Below are 14,257 nucleotides of genomic sequence, written 5' to 3'. Positions count from 1 at the left end.
CGCCCCGGCCGCGCTGGCGCGCACCGGCTCGCTGCAGCGCGGCCGGGCCTCCCGCGTCCCGCGAGACCGCGACTTTGCTAGAGGCTCACGCTGACCGACGACCCAGGACATTCACCGCCGTCGCGGTCGGCCTGGCCCCGGCCGGCTGTTCCACCACTGCAGCAGCACGCCGAGTTCGTACGTCCCGTCGGCCGCAGGGCGCGGAAAGCCGGGTCTGTCCTGGTACTGGTAGACGCTCGCGCCGGGCTGACCGATGGCCCGGGCGAAGCCGTAGAGGGTGACACGGGTGTCCGGTGGAAGGTCGAGTGTCACGGGCGCCGGCCGCTTGTCGTCCTTGCGGGCTCGTACGTACGCCAGAGCGGGCGCGCGCCGATAGACCTTCACGCCCCGGCCGCGCGGAATGATCCGAACCGGTGCCGGTGCGCCTTCCTCGCCCATCCACCGGTACACGGTCACGACGTGGACCTGCGCTTCCTCGGCCAAGCCGATGAGGGTGATCTCGTCGGGGGCCAGGCGAACCGGCGGGTGACGGGGCACGGAGGAGCACTCCAGAGGCCAGCGGCTGATCGATGCACCGTATCAGCGCCGGGCCACCGGCTCTACGCTGGGAAAGGCCCCGGTTGCGGGGCGGGTTGCCGCGGCCGGCGGGCGGCGCCAGACCCGCGAGGGTTCGTCCGTCGGCCGTCTCGATCCTAGGAGGGGCGGCAGGGCGGCAGGGCGGCAGTGCCGCATCGTCCCAGACGTCCATTCCTGCGACGTGGCTCTGGCCCGGAGCAGTGCGCCGGGCCAGAGCCGTGAGAGTCGTCGGCCGAAGAGTCACCCCAAGCCGAACTGGTCGTCCACCAGCGCGTCGGCCAAGTCGGCCACGCTGCCCCGAACGACAATCTCACCGTCGCAATCGGCCCGTTCCGTGTCGATGCACCCCAACAACGAGGTGTGCAGCACGTTCGCCACCTTGTCCGGAGGCGGAGCCTCGTCTGTGCAACGCCGCACCACGATGGCGGTGCGGGAGGCGAAGCCGGTCACCCAGTCCAGGACCCGGGCAGCGCTGGCGATCCCGTGCTGGGTGTCCGGCACGACGATCAAAGTCAGGTCGCTGTGTTCCAGCAGTGCGGCGGCTGCGTCGGACGGCCCCCGGGGAGCGTCCACCACCACGATGTCCTGATCGGCTTGCAGGAAATGAAGCACCGGCAGGTAATCCTCGGGGTCGATCCCGCCGCACACCCCGACCGGTCGTGTGGCGCAGACCAGCGGGGCCGCCTCGTCGCCGGGGCCGTCGAAGGCGTCCGGGGCCTGATGGGTGGCCACCTCTTCCAGGAGGAGCTGAAGCGCGCGGCCGACCGGATCGGCGTCCATCAGCGCCACCCGGTGGTGGGCTCGACGGGCCGCCATGGCCACCGCAGTGGCGAAAAGAGTCCCGCCTGCGCCGCCGCAACCCGAGAGCACGGCGACGGTGCACGTGGGGTCGGACCCGCGTTCGGCGTACAGAACCCGGCGGCGCAGCGTCGCCTGGTCGTACGGCAAGACCATGACGGTGGAGGCGTCCAGGGAGTCGGACCGCTCCCACACCTGAGCGTCATCGGGGTCGTGGCCCACCACGATGACGCGGTCGCGGTGCGCGGGGTGCTGCTCGGCCAGAGCGGTTGCGCTCCGGTCACCGACCAGGACGAGGTAGGCGTCATGCCACTGCTGGTCGGTGAGGGATTGCGGAGTGGTGGCCAGGACGGGGACGGGGTCGGCGAGCCAGGTGATGTGGTCGCGCAGATCGTGGTCCTCGGTCACCAGAAGTACGGGTAAGGCTGCTGGGGTCATGATGTCTCCCCGGAGAACGGGTTGCCGGTGGTCCGGCCCACCCAGGGGCGCCAACCCGAAGGGACGGGCCGGAAGGGATGTTCAGAGACCGAGCGCCGTGGTGACGGCGTCGGCGACCGTGAGCACTCGGCCCGCGCTGTCCTGCGCGGCCTGAGGGGTGGAAGCCCACCCGGCGACGTACGGGACGGAGTAGGGCAGGGTGTCCAGTCCGGCGCACGCGCTGACGATGCAGGCGACGGACTCGGCCTCCACCTCCGCTGTAGGCCGGGACAGACTACGGGTGTCGTGGTCGAGGCGGATGTGCGCGAGTTCGTGCACCAGCGTCTTGGTGGCTTGAGCCGCTGCGACATCAGCACGCACCCGCACCGTGTGGCGAAGGAAGTCGGTGTGTCCGTAGGCGCCGTGGCAGTCACCGCGTTCCACGGTGAAACCGTCGTCGCTGATCACAGCGACGGTTGCCTGCCACAGCCAGGCCGGGGCGTCGCCGGTGAGCCGTTCCGGGGTGGCGCTGGCCGGTGCCGGAAGAGGCGCGCCGTCGGTCTGGGCCACGTCGAAGACCGGGACGAGGACGAATCGGGTCACGATCGCGGACTCGTCCTGTGCGTCCTCGGGGGTGTCCGGGTCGGGGCGCCTACGGGTCGACGGGGCCCAGATGCGCAGGGCGCGTTCGCCCTGGCAGACATGCCGTCCGACTTCCTGCCAGGCGCGGAAGGAACGCACGTCGGTGGCGCCGGGACGCTGGGCGAGGATCAGTAGCACGTTATTCAGGCTGTAGGACCTCAGCCAGCGGCGAGCGGTGATCAGCTGCTGCCATCCCGCTGAAGTCATCAGGGATTCCACCGCGCTTTGGAGCTGTTCATGAGCCTGTGTCAGCCGGGCGGACCGAATGTCATCGGTGAGCCGGGGACGCTTGGCGATTGCGGTCATGGTGTCCACTTCCTTGAATGTGGCCGCAGCTCCTTTCTGATAACTAGTAAATTACTAATATGGCAAGATCGAGTCAATGAATATTTCCGAACTGGGTGCGCGAGATTGATGATTTATTCGCGGCAATTGAAGGGTGGGTGGTCATTTTGGTTACTGCTCAGAGACGACCTGAGTTGACCGTGATCAGGTGAAAACGCCTAAAGGATGGGTCGCACCGTGGGACCGGAGCGGGAGGTGTGAAGGGTTGGTGGTGCGGATCCGCGCTCGGTTGTCGAGTTGGGGAAGGTGATGTGCGTCTGGCGGGTGCTGGCAAGGGTGCCGACTGGCTCCGTGAACGGCGTGCACATTGCCGCACTGACGTGGGCAGTGTTCAGTCTCGGCCGACAGCGGTAGGGGTACCCATGGGCGAGGCCAGCGCCTAGGGCAATGGCTGAGCATTCCTGTTTAGGCGGAAGCCCGCGCGGCAGGGGTACCCGAAGCGTCACCTATAGGATGGGCGGCCGGTCATGAGAAGGGACTGTGTCCTAAGAGTTTTGTCGGAGTCGGTGATTCTTCTTATTGAGTCCAAGAAGCATTGCGCGGCAAAATGTCACATCGATGATGTCTGTGCCCCGGACGTGCCGACGACACTGTGGGCCCACGACGCCCGTATGCGGTCCGGACGGTGCGTTCGGCTGCAAGCTGAATGGGGGCACGTTTTTAACTGTTACACCTGTAAGTTCGGTGCCGCGTCAGCGGTGAGCGGTGGCTCGGCGGCGGGCGGGTCAAACATCGACAATGAGTGTCTTCAGAACTCCCCGCGTCTCGGACAGATCGGCTAGCACCGCGTGCGCCCCGGCCTCGTACAGCTCATCGGAGCTGCTGCGCCCAGTAGCCACCCCGACGACGCGCACGCCGGCACTGAGGCCCGCCGCCACATCCGCCGGCGTATCCCCGACGAGGACTGTTACGTCTGCCTGGTGACCAACGCGCTTCAGAGCGATCGCCACCAGCTCCGCGCGTTCCTCGGCGTCCTCGCCGTACGCGCCGACCGGCAGGTCCAAGTGGTGATCGAGACCGAAGGTGGCGACCTTCACCTCCGCGGCTGCCCGCACGTTACCGGTCACCACGGTCTGGCGTAGACCGCGGGCGGCCAGCGCGTCGAGGGCCGAGGCAGCGCCGTCGAGCGCGTGACCGCGCTCGCGGAGGTCGGCCGCGCGCCGGACGTGCAGTTCGCCGAGTGTTTGAGCGAACCCGTCGAAGTCGGCACGGTTCGTGGTGAGTCCGTGCAGCTTGGCCGTCTCGCGGAAGATGACTTGCTCCGTCAGACCGTCGATCTTCGCCTGTTCCTTCATCTCCTGGCCCGTCACCTGACGGAAGGCCTCCGCCCACAGGGAGCGTCCGACGCCCCGCGTGCTCACGAGGGTGTGGTCGATGTCCCAGAGCACGAGCTGTGTCATCCGTGCACTCCTCTGTCCGCCATCTGCTTCACACGGTAGTCAATGCCCTACGCCGTGGGTGCTCAGGCCTCTACGCTGCAAGACGAAACAACTCGTGGTCGAAGGGAGCGGGGCATGGTCGCTCCGGACCTGCCCATCGGGGACAGGGTTCGCCACTACCGTAAGGGCCGCCAGCAAGACGTCGTCGCCGGCCTCGTCGGCATCACGCCCGACTACCTCTCGCAGATCGAGCGCGGACTCAAGATGCCGTCCCTGCACATCCTCTACGCCATTGCTCGGGAGCTTGGAGTGCCCATCGCAGCCCTACTCTCAGACCAGACCACGTCAACTCCGGCCCCACCGCCCACGGCGGAGGCCGGCGTGGTGCGTGCGCTCATGGGCTACGGACCCGCGCTGAGCACACCTGCCGTCGGTCCGCGCGAACTGCGGGAGCGGATCGAGGCGGCGTGGCGCAGCTGGCAGCAGTCGCCTACGCGGTTCACCGATGTCGCGAAGGTGCTGCCCGGTCTGATCGCCGAGGTCGAGCACTCGGTCCGCGCCCACCGATCGGGTACGGACGTGCAGCAACGGCGACAAGTGCTGCGAGCGGCAGCCGACTTGTACTTTCTGCTCCGGTCCTACCTGCGCCGAACCGGCCGCCTGGACCTGTCGCTCATGGCAGCCGATCGGGCCGTACGAGCTGCCGAGGACGCGGACGACCCACTGCGTGTCGCCGCGGCCCAGTGGAACCTGGGACACGTCCTGCTCGCTACAGATGAGCACGACGGCGCCGAGCACGTCGCCATGCACGGCATCGCGGCCCTGCACGCCGAGGTACCGGACGACGCGGAGCGCGCAGCGATGACGGGAGCGCTGCATCTCGTCTCGACCGTCGCTGCCTCTCGGCGTCGCGACTGGGACACGGCACGCGATCGCATCCGCAAGAAGGCGGCGCCGGCCGCCGCCGTGACCGGCGAGGGCAACTTCCTGTGGACCGTATTCGGACCGACGAATGTCGAACTCCACCGGGTCACTGTGGAGATGGAAGCCGGCAACATCAGTGAGGCCCTGTACCTGGCGGACCGGGTGGACACGAGCGCCGTGCAGTCGATCGAGCGTGAGTTCACCTTCGCGTTGGAGGTAGCGCGCTGCTACGACCTGCGGCGAGAGGACCCGGCGACTCTTCTGCACTTGCTGCAACTGGAGACGCTGGCCCCAGAGGACTTGGCGCGTACCCCTATGGCGCGCGGCCTGGTGCTCGGGCTCGTCCGGCGGGCTCGGGCGATGCACGCACGGCAGGCAGAAGGCCTCGCCCACCGACTCGGTCTCTTGTAGTAGCCGAGCCCGTGGTTCGCCCGAACTCTCAGTTCGGGTGGCCGGTTTTTCCTGCCCTTACGGTCCTGCACATGAGCACTGGTCCCATTCCCACATCCGCCCGCCCAACTGCGAACTTGTACGGAAACAGCGGCGGGGCGCGGCCGCTCGCGTTCATCTACGATCGGAACGCGACGCGGTCCCACGTCATCCTGGACATGCGGCTCGAAGGCTGCCTTACCTACGCCAGGCGTCACGACTGGCAGGTGGCGGACCAGTGGATCGACCGCGGCGATGACGCCTTGGGCCCCAGGCGGCCCCGGCTTACCGCTCTGCTGGAGATCATGCGTACGCAGGCCCGCATCCGGCCGGTGCTCTGCCTGGTGCACACGTGGGACCGTCTCGCTCACGACGGCGAACTGCGCATCGCGCTGCAGCAGCGCGTGGCCCAGGCCGGCGGCTACGTGGCGACGACGTTCGACGAGTCCGACGAACGGGCACACGCGGTGCTCGTCGGCCGCTCCGATGCCTGACCGATGGCGCCAGGCCGCGTACGTCATCATCGTCCCGGCGCTGGCCGGGGCACTGGCGTACGGCGTGGCGCGGCCGCCGGAGGCACTTGTGGCTGACACGTGCAGCAACCACTGTGGGGCAACCGAGGGCCTGGTGGAGGTCCAGGAGTTCGACCTGGTCGGCCTTGGCTGGACCTACCTCCTGTGCCGGTCCTGCGCGACGCAGCCGCCGTGGGCGTTCACAGAGGGCGAATGGGAACAGCTCGTTGCGACGTGCGGGAGGCGACCGACATGAGCGAGCAGTGGGCGGCTCCGCCCGGCAATGGTTCGACCGTGATGCCCATTGGCGATGCCTGGGACGTGGTCGAGGTCCCGGCCGCGACGGCCGAGTGGGCCTGTCAGCTACGGCATGTGGAGGCGCCAGCGATCGTGGACCCGCGAAATGACCGAGCCTGGTGGCTCATCCCCCGGGGCAGTGCCGACCCGGCCTCCTGGCTGTGGCAGCGGCTTCAGCCGGCGGTCGTGGTGCGTGACACCGGCTCGTTGATCGTGCCGCATGCGGGCCGCACGGAGGGGCTGCGGTGGGCGCGGCCGCGGTACTGGTCCGGCGTCTACCTGGCACAGCCGCAGCATCTGGCGGCGGTGCTCAACGTCCTCCGAAACGCCACCGATCTGTGCAGAGCCTCCGTGCCGCCTTTCCACGCTCGGGGCGGTACGGACGCGGGGCCCGGTTGACGGGTACGAGTCAGCTCCGGCCTTGCGGCGGCTGCTCGGCGTAGCTACGGCGCCGCCGAGCAGCCGTGCCCATACGCCCCGCCGCAGCGACCTCCCCCGTGGGTCGGGAGGGGCAGACGGGCCGGCCGTCACCTCCAGGGCGGTCGGCCCGTCGAAGTAAGTCTCGGCTGGTGCGTATCGTATCCAAGGGTCAACTGAGACAGTCGGCGTGCTGGTGCGTCGGGTGAAACGGGGCCTGGCCCCTGATCCCGAGTGGCATGTTGATCGTTGCTCTCCTCAGGTCCCGTCCCGGAGGTGCTGCTCTCCGCTTCCCGCAGTAGCGAGGAAGGACTGCTCCCACTGGGTCAGCGGCGGCTCGGTCAGCTGCTGGTGCCGAAAACCGATCAAGGTGGCCAGCAATGCCTTCGGCGTAAGGAGACGGACGGGGGAGTGGGCGAGGGTGAGCACACCGAAGAACGCTTCGGCGGCCGCAGGGTGGGCGGCCGCAGCCCTCATGAGCTGCGCCGCGCCGTGCTGGGCAAGATGATCGGTGACTGTGGGGCGGGGGCCGTCGGTGCCGACGAGGAGACGGTCCTGGCCCGTCGCCACCGACCAGGCCACGGTCACCGGGCGGGCGATCGCTCGTTGGGCTCGGCGCGTGGTTCCCGGGAGGACGCCGTGCCGGGCCAGATGGCGGTCCAACGCCACGGCACCGAGAGCCGCGACCGTCATGCCCTGCGCGTAGATGGGGTTGAAGGCAGCGGTGGCGTCCCCCAGGACAAGGAGCCCGTCGGGCCAGCGTTTCAGGTTCTCGTAAGCGCGGCGCCGGTTCGCGGTACTGCGGCTGACGTGAGCGGAGCCCAGCGGTTCCGCGTCGGCGATGAGGTCTCCGATCAGCCGGTGGCGAAGTTGGCGGGCGAAGGCGGTGAACCCGCCGCGTGCGGTGGGGGGCTCTCCGCCGCGGGTGCCGGCGAGGGTTACGAGCCATCGCCCGCCTTCGATCGGCAGAAGCGCGCCGGCCTGGCCGTAGTGATGTTCCCCGGGAGCTGCAGCGATGTTGACCACGGGGAAGTCCCTCGCCCCGTCTGGGGCCCGGAAGACGCGGGTGACGTATGTCAGGCCGGAGGCGACGGTGGTCTCCCGTACGGTGGGGAGGCCGCGGGTCGCCAGCCAGTGGGGCATGCGGGAGCTGCGTCCGGTGGCGTCCACCACGAGGTCGGCCGTCATGGTGAACGCCTGGCTGGTGTGTTCGTTCAGTAGTCGTACACCGGTGATGCGGTCGGCGCTGCCCGTAATGCCGGTGGCCGTGAGGCCCGGCCGGAGGGTGATCCTCGGGTGCTGTTGCAGGCGTTGCCGTATCACCCAGTCCAGCAGGTCTCGGCTGCAGCCGATCACGTATTGCGTCTCCGGCCACCGGCGCAGCCACCCCTGAGGGGTGAAGGAGAGCAACTCGTTGGGCATGCCTCTACGTTGAGCCCCTGCGTCGAGGAGGCGGCGCAGTGTTCCTGGCAGCAGGGCTTCGATCGCCTGTACCCCAGTGGACAGCAGGATATGGGTGTGCCGCGCCTGCGGGAGCCCGCGACGGGCCTGGGGGCGCGAAGGAAAGGCATCCCGCTCGATGAGGATCACCCGGTCCAGGTGCCGCGCCAGTGCCGCTGTGGCCAGCATCCCGGCCATGCCGCCCCCCAGCACCACGGCCTGCGAGGCCGGTGGCCCCACTGTGTTCTTTCGCTCGTACGTCGGTGTCACGTTGCTCGCACCCCTTCCTGGGAGGGGGCGATGCTCGCGGCCTGCTGTGCACGGCCGACGACGGGGGAGTGGGCGAAAGCGTGCGCGATCCGGCATAGCCAGGCCAGCTCGCTGGCGCCGTCCGCACCTCCGCGCTCCCCCTCGGCCTCGCCGGGGGACGGCGCGGGCCGGGTGCCGGAGGCCTTCGCGGCGGCCGCGGCCTTGAGCCGGGCAGCTTCGACAACCGCGGTCAGCTCGTCGTCCTCCAGGCCGCGAAGCCGGCCTTCACGGCAAGCCGCTTCCGTGACGTGAGCATCGGTGTAGGAGCGCAGAGCGAGACGGCCATCGTTGATTTCCGCTAGCCGCCGGGTCAGGCGCAGGTCGATGTCCCACCAAGGCGGGCGGGCCGGCGGGACAATCTGGGGCGTGGCGCGGCGGAGCGCGTCCCACAAGGGGTGCAGTTTCCGGTAGGCGCGATAGCGGTGCCAACGGTCCCAGAGACGAGTCAGGTTCTGGCCACAGGCGGGAAGCGCCACTCCGACAGCGGCGAGCAAGGGGGCGGCGAATGCGAAGGCGGGGGCGACCTTCGTGTTCAGCGCGTCCCAGTCCTCACCGGCCCAGCGGGCCGTGACAGCGGCCAGCCGGATCGCACAGAAGGCCACCTCGGTGGCAGCGCTGGCGGTCAGGACCCGCAGCCCTCGTCGCAGCCAGGGGCGACCGGCTACGGTGGCCCACCGCCAGCACGTCACCCCCACGCTGGCGGCCATCGCGGCCAGTGCCAGCAGGTACAGCACGATGCAGGCGGCGATGAGAGGGGTGGTGGCGTAATAGGTGTCAAAGTCCGTCAGCCGTTCCACGGGTGCGTCCCCGAGGGCGAAGAGCACGCACATCACAGGGATCAAAAGCGCGTAGACGGCGGCCCAGCGCCAGGCTGCCCGGCCCGCAGCCTCCGTGGGGGAGTGCCAGTAGCCGAGCATGAGCCGGGCCGAGGCTCCGACGGCGATCAGCAGCACGTACAGCACCAGCATGCCGAGGTTGGGTACATCGGAGAGGAGGTTGAGGTAGGTGATCGTTGCAGGGGCGCTGGAGGACACCGCTGCGCCGGCGAGGAAGAGCGCGGCGCAGACCGTCCACCGTGCGGGGTTCCCCGGGCGCCGGAATAGGGCGCGTACCTGGTAGAGCGCTGCCGTCCATACGAGCGCCGCAGTGATCCAGGCGGCGATGCTCTGGCCCGTCACCGGCTGCCTCCGTCGTGGTGATCCCTTCCCAGGGCTGACTCCAGGCGCTGGACGACGGCGGTGGCGGAGTCGGGCACGGTCCATGTCTGTTGGGGCAGCCAGCGGCTCACCTTGGTCATCAGCACACAGGCGAAGAAGTCGGCCTCCTGCTCAGCGGCGGCGCCGCAGTGGCTGCGGCGGGCGACGATCCGCGCGACCACATCGGGGCGGAGGGAGGGGAAGACCTGCTGCATCGCGGCGTCCTCTGGGGCATGGGTGGGGGCGTGGTCGGCCTCGATGTGCCAGAACTCATGGCACGTGATGAGGAGTTGGTGCCAGGGGCTGGTGTGTTGCTCGCACAGGACGAAGTGCGCGTCGTCCGTGGCGACCCACAGGCCGCTGACCGTGTCGGGAGGAAACGGGACGAGGAGGTGGCGGACATCCTTGCCCAGGCGCTGCCGCATCCGGCCGCACAAGGCGGTGATCAGTTCGTGCGGCTCCGATGGGACGGGGAGGTCGAGGTCGTGGACCAGGGCGTCACAGGTGCGGCGCATCGCCTTCAGCTCCATTGACCCGCCCTCCCCCTGCGCTGGGCTCGTCTCCCACACCAGGACATCCACTGCGGTATCCGCCTCATTCCTGGTCCGGTTCCGCGACGTGGGAGGAGTCCGGCTTCGACTGGGCACCGGTCGCCAGCACGTGCTCGACGATCTGTGTCACCGCGGCCAGTCCCTCGGGGGTCAGTTCCAGGGCGCGCAGGGCGAGCTGTCGGACCCCGAGGTTGTGGGCCACCTTGGCCAGCTCGATCTCCGCATCGGTGCGGGCGGCCGTCGCCGCGTCGAGGAAGTAGGCCGCAGGTACGCCGAAGAACAGGGCTAGAGATGTCAGGAGCTCGGTGGAAGGATTCTTCTTCGCCCCGGTTCGCAGGGCGGAGAGGTAGGCGCCGCTCACCCGGATATCCGGATCCTTGTTCTTGACCGCATGTGCGACCTCGTCGTTGGTGTACGTACGGCCGCGTGGGCCCTGTGGGCGGATGTCGCGGAACAGCCGGTTGAGGCTGTCGGCCAGGGGCGTGCGCGCCTGCGGATCGGGCATCGTTCCCACCTCGTCGCTGCCGAGATCAACCAGGGGAAAACCCTCAACTGGCTTCATTCAACCAGAGGTTGACAGGGCCGCCAAGGCTTCTACACTCGCTCCGTACCAGGAATCAACCGGTGGTTGATCGGCATCGGCTGCGACTCAACCGCGCGGCTGGCGAATCACCCGCGAGGACGTCTCGAATCCAGCCTCGGGGACGGTGTCACTGCCGTCACGGCGGGCTCTCCGGGCCCCGGGCCTTCACCTCTCAGACAGGGGAGCCTCCATGAGTCCTGTGCCGCTTGCTGCCGCGCGGTCCGCCGACGGGTCGGACTGGGTCCCGCATCACGGGACGCACCGGGTGACGAAGGTCGGGGTGTGGTGGGACATCGTCCGGGTCTCCGGGGAACTGGGCATCGCCGCGCTGCAAGCGCTCCGGCAGCGTACGGAGTGCCCTATCGGACCGGTCGCCGCCGACCCGGACGGATTCGGCGGCCCCCGGCTGTACTTCTTCGTCCCGCCGGGGACCGCCGACCACTGGGACGTCTTCGGGACCACCGCCCTCGGCCCGGCCTTCTACGTCGTCGTGCCCGATGCCGCGTGCGTCCAGCCGCCGGGACCGCACTGGGCCGTGTCGCCGGACGCAGGGCGCATTCTCACCTGCCCGCGCGCCCTGCGCGAGGCGGTCAAGGCAGCGATGCGGTTTCCCTGAGCGTGCATTCGGAGGTGGAACGATGAGACGGCACGCCGTTGGCTCCCGGCCGCTGCGCGGGTGGCGCCCGGTGGGCCGGATGAGCCGCATGATCTCCAGTGGGGTGCTGGCCACCGTGCTGCTGATCATGCCCTGGGGGGTGTGGCAGGCGCTGGCGGCCGCCTTGGTCAGTGTGGCGCTTCTGGCGACGCCCGGCCGCCTGGGCGGCCGGCAGCAGACGGTGGCCCTGCCTGTCCCGGTTACGGCGGGCGTGGTCCGTACTCTCGGCGAGCACACTGGCGAGCCCCCGGCCCGGCAGAGGCCTGGCGGCACGTCCGCCTCCGGTCGTTCCCCCACGGTGACGGTGCGCTCGCCGTGCCATGGCGAGCACGACAGTCTGTGGCGGATCGCCGCCCGGGAACTCGGGGACGGACGGCGCTGGCCGCAGATCTATGCCCGGAATGTGGGGCGTACCCAGCCGGACGGAGACACCCTGCGTCACTCTGACCTCATCCGGCCCGGGTGGGTTTTGCGACTGCCCCCGCGGCGGACGGCGCCTACCGTCCCGCCGTCCCGGCCGGCGCCGTCCCCGTCCACGCCTGGTCCGGCGTCTCCCGGTCCTACTGCTGCGGCCTCTACGCAGCCGCGGCCCGCTCCGAGCGGGGACGACGGGTTCCCGGGCGGGGCCGTGGTCGGCCTCATACTGGCAGCTCTGGCCGCCGCGTTGGGCGCGGTGCGCGCCCGTCGGCGTTCCCGAGCTCGTCACCGCAGACACACCCGTCACCGCGAGGGTGCTGTTGCCGGACCGGTGATACGTGCACTGCCCCTGGTCGGCGGGGACGTCTCGCCGCCGGCCGGACGAGCTCTCAAGGATCTCAGTACATCCGGTGTATCACCGGCCGACACTGGAGCCAGGGCTCCCGACGGCCGGGACACCGCCTGGCAGCTGGCACGGCGTGGCGGTCTGGGCTTGGTGGGGCCCGGTGCGCTCGCCGCCGTGCGCGCGCTGCTGCTGTACCGGATGGTCGAACCGCCGGCGGCAGCGCAGATCACGCTGGTGGTGCCGCAGGACGATGCCGCGCTTCTGTTCGGCACCGTTCGGTCCGCTCTCGTCCAGGTGCCCGGGGTGCACCTGGCTCCCAGCCTGGATGCCGCGCTGATGGTGATGGAAGCTGCCGCAAAGCACCCCAGGGTGTCGGGGACACCGCTTGTCCGACCGGAGGAACAGACAGAGGTGGTGCTGGTGGCTACACCGGCCCCGTACGCAGTGCCGCGGCTGCGCACGGCACTGGACCTTCCGGCAGCGTACGGGAGGGCGGTGCTGCTGCTGGGGTCCTGGGCTCGTGGCGGAACGATACGCGTGCAGCCGGACGGTACGGTGAGTGCCGCTTTCCCGGCCGCGGCGGAGCAGCTGAACGGCACACGGTTGTTCACCCGCCCGGAGCCGGAGGCCGCCACGCTGGTGGAGTCTCTGCGCGTCACGCACCCCGCCCCGTTGTGGCCGCAGGCTTCGCCCGCCTGCGTCGACGCGCCCGTATCGGATTCACTGCCGACCGAGGTGGCCCCGGCGGCCCGCATACCCGAGCAGGACGCGCTGGAACTGTGTGTGCTGGGCCGGATGAGCCTCGTCCACCGGCACCACGGACAGGAACGCGAGATCACCGACGTGACCACACCCAAGCAGCGGGAAGTACTGGCGTTCTTGGCCTTGCACCGTCAGGGGGCGAGCCGGGAGGCGATCGCTGCGGCACTGTGGCCCGAGACACGCTCCGGCCGTCCTTACAACGCCTTCCACGCCACGCTGAGTCAGCTGCGCCGCGCCCTGCGCCAAGCTCTGGAGGGCTCGCTCGATGGCGACGACATCGTCCTCCATCACGACGACCGTTACGTTCTGGACGCACGCCGGGTGCGGGTTGACCTGTGGGCCCTGCGTGACCAGTTGAACCATGCCGACGGCGCGGTTCCCGCCGACCGGGCAGACCTGGAAGAGGCGCTGGCCCGCTACCGCGGTGATCTCGCGCAGGAGGTGAGCGGTGAGTGGCCCGACGGTCCGCGCGAGGCGCTGCGGCGGGAGGTGCTGGACACTTACGGCCTCCTCATACAGGCCGCCCAGGCTCACGACCCCGCTCACGCTCTGGCACTGCTGGAACGGGCCCGGCCGCTCGACCCTTACAACGAGGCCCTCTACGAGGACATTGCCCGCACCCAGGCCCGCCTCGGCCGCCCCGAAGCCGTCCCGCGCACCCTGGCACTGCTGACCACCAACCTTGCCGAGATCGACGAAGAGCCCTCACCCGAGACGGTGGCACTGTGCACCGCCCTGGCGCGCCGTGCCGGGCCGAACCGATAGCAACGCGACCGCCGCAAACACGGTCGCCGCGCGTGTGAAGGAGAGCTGCTGATGTCGTACCCGTCCCAGCACAACCGCCCACGGACCTTGACCGGGTTCGTCTCCACCACGCAGAGACCGCAGTTGGTTCGGGACGCCCTGGACGCAGTTTCGGAACTGCGCTTCCTCCTCGGTACGAAGATCTACGACAAGGACCGCACCTACCGCCGCACCGTCTTCCACCGGGTGGTGCTGCGCGATGAACACAGCAATATCGCCTTCACATGCCGCCACGCCCTGCACCCGGGCACGCGGCTGCATCTGCACGGCACCTGGCGTGAGCGTTACGACGACAGCACTGGCGGCATGGTCGACGAGTTCGTGGTAGCCCGCCTGTACACCGAACTCCCTATGTCGGCCCGGCTGCCCGGCAGCTACGTGCCCATCGCGAAGGACGAGCAGGGCACGCTGTAGGCAGCCGCGATGCGTGGCGGAGCGGCGGCGCTGTTGGGTCTGTC

General features: G+C 69.5%; 14 protein-coding genes. 6 read left to right on the top strand and 8 right to left on the bottom strand.

The genetic code is table 11. The annotated features are described in order from the left end of the window. Positions 1-111: 111 nt before the first annotated feature. From OEIGOIKO_RS02370 to OEIGOIKO_RS02355, 4 genes are all read right to left on the bottom strand, one after another. Positions 112-537, bottom strand: a complete 426-nt coding sequence (locus tag OEIGOIKO_RS02370; protein WP_125051357.1) for a hypothetical protein — start codon at positions 535-537, stop codon at positions 112-114. 279 nt (positions 538-816) lie between these two features. Then, positions 817-1,812, bottom strand: coding sequence for a CpaE-like family protein (locus OEIGOIKO_RS02365; protein WP_125051355.1), 996 nt, complete (start codon positions 1,810-1,812; stop codon positions 817-819). An 81-nt stretch (positions 1,813-1,893) separates the two neighbouring features. Continuing rightward, positions 1,894-2,640 carry an ArdC-like ssDNA-binding domain-containing protein gene (locus tag OEIGOIKO_RS02360; protein ID WP_218039970.1) on the bottom strand — a complete coding sequence of 249 codons (747 nt, stop codon included), beginning with the start codon at positions 2,638-2,640 and terminating at the stop codon, positions 1,894-1,896. A gap of 863 nt (positions 2,641-3,503) precedes the next feature. Beyond that, positions 3,504-4,178, bottom strand: a complete 675-nt coding sequence (locus OEIGOIKO_RS02355) for an HAD family hydrolase (RefSeq protein WP_125051353.1) — start codon at positions 4,176-4,178, stop codon at positions 3,504-3,506. A gap of 114 nt (positions 4,179-4,292) precedes the next feature. Here OEIGOIKO_RS02355 and OEIGOIKO_RS02350 point away from each other — a divergent pair, with 114 nt between their 5' ends. The 3 genes from OEIGOIKO_RS02350 (at position 4,293) to OEIGOIKO_RS02340 (ending at position 6,718) form a co-directional block, all read left to right on the top strand. Then, complete coding sequence (locus tag OEIGOIKO_RS02350; RefSeq protein ID WP_125051351.1) at positions 4,293-5,492, top strand: helix-turn-helix domain-containing protein; 1,200 nt, start codon at positions 4,293-4,295, stop codon at positions 5,490-5,492. 71 nt (positions 5,493-5,563) lie between these two features. Continuing rightward, a complete protein-coding gene (locus tag OEIGOIKO_RS02345) occupies positions 5,564-6,004 on the top strand; it encodes a recombinase family protein (RefSeq protein WP_246177151.1) in 441 nt (146 codons plus the stop codon). Positions 6,005-6,274: 270 nt separating this feature from the next. Continuing rightward, a complete protein-coding gene (locus OEIGOIKO_RS02340; RefSeq protein ID WP_125051349.1) occupies positions 6,275-6,718 on the top strand; it encodes a hypothetical protein in 444 nt (147 codons plus the stop codon). Positions 6,719-6,994: 276 nt separating this feature from the next. Here OEIGOIKO_RS02340 and OEIGOIKO_RS02335 read toward each other — a convergent pair whose 3' ends face one another. From OEIGOIKO_RS02335 to OEIGOIKO_RS02320, 4 genes are all read right to left on the bottom strand, one after another. Beyond that, complete coding sequence (locus tag OEIGOIKO_RS02335) at positions 6,995-8,446, bottom strand: FAD-dependent oxidoreductase (RefSeq protein WP_246177150.1); 1,452 nt, start codon at positions 8,444-8,446, stop codon at positions 6,995-6,997. After that, positions 8,443-9,663, bottom strand: coding sequence for an MAB_1171c family putative transporter (locus OEIGOIKO_RS02330; RefSeq protein ID WP_125051345.1), 1,221 nt, complete (start codon positions 9,661-9,663; stop codon positions 8,443-8,445). Before OEIGOIKO_RS02330 ends, OEIGOIKO_RS02335 begins: the two co-directional genes overlap by 4 nt. Then, entirely contained in the window at positions 9,660-10,211 is a 552-nt protein-coding gene (locus OEIGOIKO_RS02325; protein WP_125051343.1) for a hypothetical protein, read from the bottom strand. The genes OEIGOIKO_RS02330 and OEIGOIKO_RS02325 overlap by 4 nt, the downstream gene beginning before the upstream one ends. A gap of 64 nt (positions 10,212-10,275) precedes the next feature. Beyond that, positions 10,276-10,737: a helix-turn-helix transcriptional regulator gene (locus tag OEIGOIKO_RS02320; RefSeq protein WP_174857113.1), complete on the bottom strand. Its 462-nt coding sequence runs from the start codon at positions 10,735-10,737 to the stop codon at positions 10,276-10,278. 268 nt (positions 10,738-11,005) lie between these two features. On the opposite strand from OEIGOIKO_RS02320, the gene OEIGOIKO_RS02315 reads away from it, so the two are divergent. The 3 genes from OEIGOIKO_RS02315 to OEIGOIKO_RS02305 all read left to right on the top strand — a co-directional run bounded on the left by OEIGOIKO_RS02315 (position 11,006) and on the right by OEIGOIKO_RS02305 (position 14,213). After that, positions 11,006-11,431: a hypothetical protein gene (locus OEIGOIKO_RS02315; RefSeq protein ID WP_125051341.1), complete on the top strand. Its 426-nt coding sequence runs from the start codon at positions 11,006-11,008 to the stop codon at positions 11,429-11,431. Between the two features lie 976 nt (positions 11,432-12,407). Further along, positions 12,408-13,760, top strand: a complete 1,353-nt coding sequence (locus OEIGOIKO_RS41360; protein ID WP_170251502.1) for an AfsR/SARP family transcriptional regulator — start codon at positions 12,408-12,410, stop codon at positions 13,758-13,760. Positions 13,761-13,811: 51 nt separating this feature from the next. Continuing rightward, on the top strand, positions 13,812-14,213 hold the full coding sequence (locus tag OEIGOIKO_RS02305) for a hypothetical protein (RefSeq protein ID WP_125051337.1): 402 nt from the start codon (positions 13,812-13,814) through the stop codon (positions 14,211-14,213). The last annotated feature ends 44 nt before the right edge of the window (positions 14,214-14,257 follow it).

The organism is Streptomyces paromomycinus (assembly GCF_003865155.1).
In the GTDB taxonomy this organism is placed as follows: Bacteria; Actinomycetota; Actinomycetes; order Streptomycetales; family Streptomycetaceae; genus Streptomyces; species Streptomyces chrestomyceticus.
Note: the sequence above shows the minus strand (reverse complement) of the source record. Positions and strands in the feature narration are given on the sequence as shown.

What these genes read in the sequence shown, in the direction of transcription:
- OEIGOIKO_RS02365 (WP_125051355.1), bottom strand. Translation starts at nt 1,812, where the DNA reads ATGACCCCAGCAGCCTTACCCGTACTTCTGGTGACCGAGGACCACGAT.
- OEIGOIKO_RS02360 (WP_218039970.1), bottom strand. Translation starts at nt 2,640, where the DNA reads ATGACTTCAGCGGGATGGCAGCAGCTGATCACCGCTCGCCGCTGGCTG.
- OEIGOIKO_RS02355 (WP_125051353.1), bottom strand. Translation starts at nt 4,178, where the DNA reads ATGACACAGCTCGTGCTCTGGGACATCGACCACACCCTCGTGAGCACG.
- OEIGOIKO_RS02350 (WP_125051351.1), top strand. Translation starts at nt 4,293, where the DNA reads ATGGTCGCTCCGGACCTGCCCATCGGGGACAGGGTTCGCCACTACCGT.
- OEIGOIKO_RS02345 (WP_246177151.1), top strand. Translation starts at nt 5,564, where the DNA reads ATGAGCACTGGTCCCATTCCCACATCCGCCCGCCCAACTGCGAACTTG.
- OEIGOIKO_RS02340 (WP_125051349.1), top strand. Translation starts at nt 6,275, where the DNA reads ATGAGCGAGCAGTGGGCGGCTCCGCCCGGCAATGGTTCGACCGTGATG.
- OEIGOIKO_RS02325 (WP_125051343.1), bottom strand. Translation starts at nt 10,211, where the DNA reads ATGGAGCTGAAGGCGATGCGCCGCACCTGTGACGCCCTGGTCCACGAC.
- OEIGOIKO_RS02320 (WP_174857113.1), bottom strand. Translation starts at nt 10,737, where the DNA reads ATGCCCGATCCGCAGGCGCGCACGCCCCTGGCCGACAGCCTCAACCGG.
- OEIGOIKO_RS02315 (WP_125051341.1), top strand. Translation starts at nt 11,006, where the DNA reads ATGAGTCCTGTGCCGCTTGCTGCCGCGCGGTCCGCCGACGGGTCGGAC.
- OEIGOIKO_RS02305 (WP_125051337.1), top strand. Translation starts at nt 13,812, where the DNA reads ATGTCGTACCCGTCCCAGCACAACCGCCCACGGACCTTGACCGGGTTC.